The sequence below is a fragment of the Mesorhizobium sp. M7A.F.Ca.AU.002.02.1.1 genome (assembly GCF_003998535.1).
In the GTDB taxonomy this organism is placed as follows: Bacteria; Pseudomonadota; Alphaproteobacteria; order Rhizobiales; family Rhizobiaceae; genus Mesorhizobium; species Mesorhizobium ciceri.
The window spans coordinates 1-4,409 of sequence record NZ_RZPB01000517.1 but is presented as its reverse complement, the minus strand read 5'-3'; the positions used below and the strand labels follow the sequence as shown (position 1 = coordinate 4,409).

Here is a 4,409-nt window from a genome sequence, read left to right as displayed (position 1 = left end):
CCGATGTGCCGGCCAGAGCCTTGCTCCTGCTGCCGCTGACGGTCGCCTGCGGCGTGTTCATGACCAGCCTCGACCAGAATGTCGTGGTGACCGCGCTGCCGGGCATCAGCGAAAGCCTCGGCCGTCCGCCCAGCCAGCTCGGCCTGCTGATCACCGTCTATGTCGCCAGCCTGATCATCTCGATGCCGCTTGGCGGCTGGGCCGCCGACCGCTTCGGCCTGCGCAACGTCTACTGCTTTGCCTTGCTGGTGTTCGCCGCCTCGTCGGCGCTTTGCGGGCTGTCCGACAACATCTGGACGCTGGTTGGTGCGCGTGCGTTGCAAGGCTTCGGCGGCGCCTTGATGGGCACACTAGGCCAGGTCGTCATCCTGTCGACTTTTCCGCGCAGCCGAACGCTCAAGATCAACATGTACATCTCGCTGGCCGGCCAGTCCGGACCGTTGGTCGGTCCGCTCGTCGGCGGTGCGCTGACCACCTACATTTCCTGGCGCTGGATCTTCTTCATCAACGTGCCGTTCGCGCTGGCGGCGGCAATTCTTGCCGCCTCGCTGTTTCCGACGATGACCAAGCCCGTGCGCACGCCGTTCGATTTTCCGGGCTTCCTGCTGGTCGGCAGCGGCATGGTCCTGCTGGTCTTCGGCATGGATTCGCTTGCCGCCAAGGACGCCGCGGGCGGCATCATCGCCGGCGAACTGGCGCTGGCGCTCGTCATCCTGACCATCGCCTCGTTCTACTGCCTGCGCGTGCGCAATCCGCTGCTCGATCTCAAGCTGTTGCGCATCCGTACCTTCCGCATTTCGTTCCTCACCGGCGGCGGGCTGGACACGATCGGCCTTAGCTCGGTCGTCTTCCTGCTGCCGCTGATGTTCCAGCTCGGCTTCGGCATGAGCGCGGTGCAGGCGGGATCGCTGACCTTCGTAGCCGCGGTCGGCTCGGTGGCCATGCGGTTCTTCATGCCGCGTGTCCTCAACCGTTTCGGCTTTCGCCGCGTGCTGGTCTACAACACGCCCATCGTCGCCGCCCTGGTTGCCGGCTTCGCGCTGATGCAGGCGACGACGCCGGTGTGGATCGTGCTCACTTACATCTTCGTCTTCGGCGTCTTCCGCTCCGCGCAATGGGCCTCGACCGGCAACCTCGCCTATTCCGACATCGCGCCCGAGCAGCTCGCCCGTTTCAGCGCGCTCTATTACATATTATGGCAGCTGGCGGTGGCGATCAGCGTCGGCCTGGCCGCCGCGGCATTGTCGTTTCTGGCGGGCGGCGGCCCCGCCGTCGCCGACGATTTCCGCATCCTGTTCGTGATCGAGGGCATCATCACGCTCTGCGCGCTGCTCGCCTATCTCAAGCTGACACCCCAGGACGGCGCCCATGTCAGCGGCCACGGCGCACAGATGAACACGGAATGAGGCCGGCTGGCTTATTCGCTGAACGTCACCCACTCTTGCAGCGGCACGCGGTCGGTGCGGAAGGCGTTTTCAGGTTTTGACGTATCTTCATAACCAAGCGCCATGCCGCAGACGACGATCTCCTCGTCCGGAATGTCGAGCACCGGCCTGATCTGCCGGTGATAGGGCGCGAACGCCGCCTGCGGACAGGTGTGCAGACCCCTGCCTCTAGCTGCGACCATGATGTTCTGCAGGAACATGCCGTAATCGATCCATGAACCCTGGTTGAGGCGGCGATCGATGGTGAAGATCATGCCGACCGGCGCGTCGAAGAAGACGAAGTTGCGGTCGTGCTGGGCGCGCATCTTGTCGACCTCGCGGCGACCGATGCCGAGCGCGCCATAGAGGCCGAAACCGTTGGCGCGGCGTCGCGTCAGATACGGCTCGAAGAACTGCGTGGGATAATACCGGTACTCGTCCCAATCGGCTTTTTCGGCGCGAATGCCGGAATTGAGAATGGCGTCCGATATGCGCTGCTTGCTCTCGCCCTTGGTGACATAGACCTTCCATGGCTGCATGTTGGTGCCGGATGGGGCGCGCGCCGCAACCGCCAGAATGGCGCGGATGGTGTCGTCTTCGACCATGTCGGGCAGGAATGCGCGCACCGAACGGCGCGACAGGATCGCCTCGTCGACAATCTCGGCGTCGCCCTCGATTCGGGGGTTATTTTCCAGCATGGGCCGTCCCTTACCCTTTGTCTCGATCGGACGTCCCCACTCGCCGCTCTCGGCGGAGCCTTTGCATGAACCGTCAAAATCGCGCAAGCAAATCTTGTGCATCCGTGAAAATCTGCTTGATTTTTTCATGAGCTTGATTTCTCATGAAATTTGTCGGTGATTTTTCATAAAGAGAGCGTTTTGCCTTCGACTACCGCAAGAACATTGCAGGGACCTGACGAACGCGTGCTGGCCGGCGACATCAGGGCCCTGCGCAAGGCGCGCGGGCTGACGCTCGCCGAGATCGGCCTGAAGCTAGGCCGTTCGGTCGGCTGGGTCAGCCAGGTCGAGCGTGGCCTGTCGACGCCGTCGCTCGGTGACCTCAGAGCCTTCGCCGAACTGTTCGGCGTGCCGATCAGCCTGTTCTTCAGCCATGACGTACCTGTCGAAAGCGAGCGCGGCGTGGTCGTGCGCGCCGGCAGGCGCCGCACGCTTGGCACAAGCGAATCCGGCCTGGTGGAGGAGCTTCTGTCGCCCGATCTCGGCGGTAGCTTCGAGATGGTGCGTTCGGTCTTCGCGCCGGGCGCGGAACTGAAGGCCGAGGCGCAGCGGCCGACCGAGGAAGCCGGATACGTCGCGTCCGGACTGTTCGACATCGAGATCGGAGGTGTCTGGCATCGGCTTGGCGAGGGCGACTCCTTTCGCTTCGAAGGCAAGCCCTACCGCTGGCGCAATCCGGGTGCCGAGCCGGCAATTGTCATCTGGGTGGTTTCACCACCCGTCTATTGAGTTCAAGTTTGGAGAAGAACATGGCGGGTTTGCCGAGCACGGCGCGCGTGGTGATCATCGGAGGCGGCGCCGTCGGCACCTCCGCGCTCTATCATCTCGCCAAGGCGGGCTGGACCGACTGCGTGCTGCTCGAGAAGAACGAGCTGACCTCCGGCTCGACCTGGCATGCCGCCGGCAACGTGCCGACCTTCTCCTCGTCCTGGTCGCTGATGAACATGCAGCGCTATTCGACCGAGCTTTATCGCGGGCTGGCCGACGCGGTCGACTACCCCATGAACTATCACGTCACCGGCTCGCTTCGCCTTGCCCACTCGCTCGAGCGCATGCAGGAATTCCAGCGCGCCAAGGGCATGGGCCTCTACCAGGGTATGGACATAGACATTGTCGGTGTCGACGAGATCCAGCGTCGCTATCCCTTCATCGAGACGCATGAGCTGAAAGGCGCGCTCTACGACCCGAGCGACGGCGACATCGATCCGGCGCAACTCACCCAGGCGCTGGCCAAGGGTGCGCGCGACATGGGCGCGAAGATCATCCGCTTCTGCCCGGTCACAGGCGTGCGCCGCGAGAACGACGACTGGGTGGTCGAGACGGCACAGGGTGAGATCCGCTGCGAGATCGTCGTCAATGCCGCCGGCTACCGCGCCGCCGAAGTCGGCCGGATGTTCGGCCGCGACGTGCCGATGATGGTGATGAGCCATCAGTACATTCTGTTCGAGGAGATCCCCGAACTCGCGGCATGGTCGAAGGAACAAGGCAAGAAGCTGCCGCTGCTGCGCGACGTCGACACCTCCTACTATCTGCGCCAGGAGAAGAACGGCATGAATCTCGGCCCCTATGAGCGCAATTGCCGCGCGCATTGGGCCAGCCACAATGACCCGATGCCGGAGGACTTTTCCTTCCAGCTGTTCCCCGATGATCTCGACCGGCTGGAACATTATCTGGCCGACGCCGTCGCCCGCGTGCCGATCCTTGGCACGGCCGGCCTGTCCAAGGTGATCAACGGGCCGATCCCCTATACGCCGGACGGCAATCCGCTGATCGGCCCGATGCCCGGCGTTCCCAATGCCTTCGAGGCCTGCGTCTTCACCTTCGGCATTGCCCAGGGTGGCGGCGCCGGCAAGGTGCTGGCCGAATGGGTGACCGAGGGCCGGACCGAATGGGACATGTGGTCGTGCGACCCGCGCCGCTTCACTTCCTATGCCGCGGCGCCGGACTATTGCGTCGCCAAGGGCATGGAGATCTACGGCAACGAATACGCCATCCAGTTCCCGCGCCATGCCTGGCCGGAGGGCCGCGACCGCAAGCTGTCGCCGATCCACGATCGCATCAAGGCGCTCGGAGGCCGCTTCGACGCCTATAATGGCTGGGAGCGTGCCACCTGGTACGCGCAGGACGGCGATGACATCTCCGAGGAAGCCACGCTGACCTTTCGCCGCGACGGGCCATGGCAGCATCGTGTGCGCGAAGAATGCCTGGCCGTGCGTGACGCTGCCGGCATTTTGGACCTGCCTGGGTT

4 protein-coding genes are annotated in these 4,409 nt (G+C 63.9%); 3 read left to right on the top strand and 1 reads right to left on the bottom strand.

What is annotated here, in order from left to right; all coding sequences use genetic code 11:
* The coding region (locus tag EN879_RS25575) for an MFS transporter (protein WP_245493864.1) at nt 1-1,406 on the top strand (1,406 nt) is incomplete at its 5' end.
* A gap of 11 nt (nt 1,407-1,417) precedes the next feature.
* Here EN879_RS25575 and EN879_RS25570 read toward each other — a convergent pair.
* Complete coding sequence (locus tag EN879_RS25570; RefSeq protein WP_063170259.1) at nt 1,418-2,122, bottom strand: nitroreductase; 705 nt, start codon at nt 2,120-2,122, stop codon at nt 1,418-1,420.
* Nucleotides 2,123-2,347: 225 nt separating this feature from the next.
* On the opposite strand from EN879_RS25570, the gene EN879_RS25565 reads away from it, so the two are divergent.
* Together EN879_RS25565 and EN879_RS25560 are read left to right on the top strand one after the other, a co-directional pair.
* A complete protein-coding gene (locus EN879_RS25565) occupies nt 2,348-2,890 on the top strand; it encodes an XRE family transcriptional regulator (protein WP_032807957.1) in 543 nt (180 codons plus the stop codon).
* A gap of 20 nt (nt 2,891-2,910) precedes the next feature.
* Nucleotides 2,911-4,409, top strand: a 1,499-nt coding sequence (locus tag EN879_RS25560; protein ID WP_127274322.1) for an FAD-dependent oxidoreductase, incomplete at its 3' end; no start/stop codon positions are given.

Excerpts from the sequence above, each read along its gene's own strand:
- EN879_RS25570 (WP_063170259.1), bottom strand. The coding sequence starts at position 2,122 with ATGCTGGAAAATAACCCCCGAATCGAGGGCGACGCCGAGATTGTCGAC.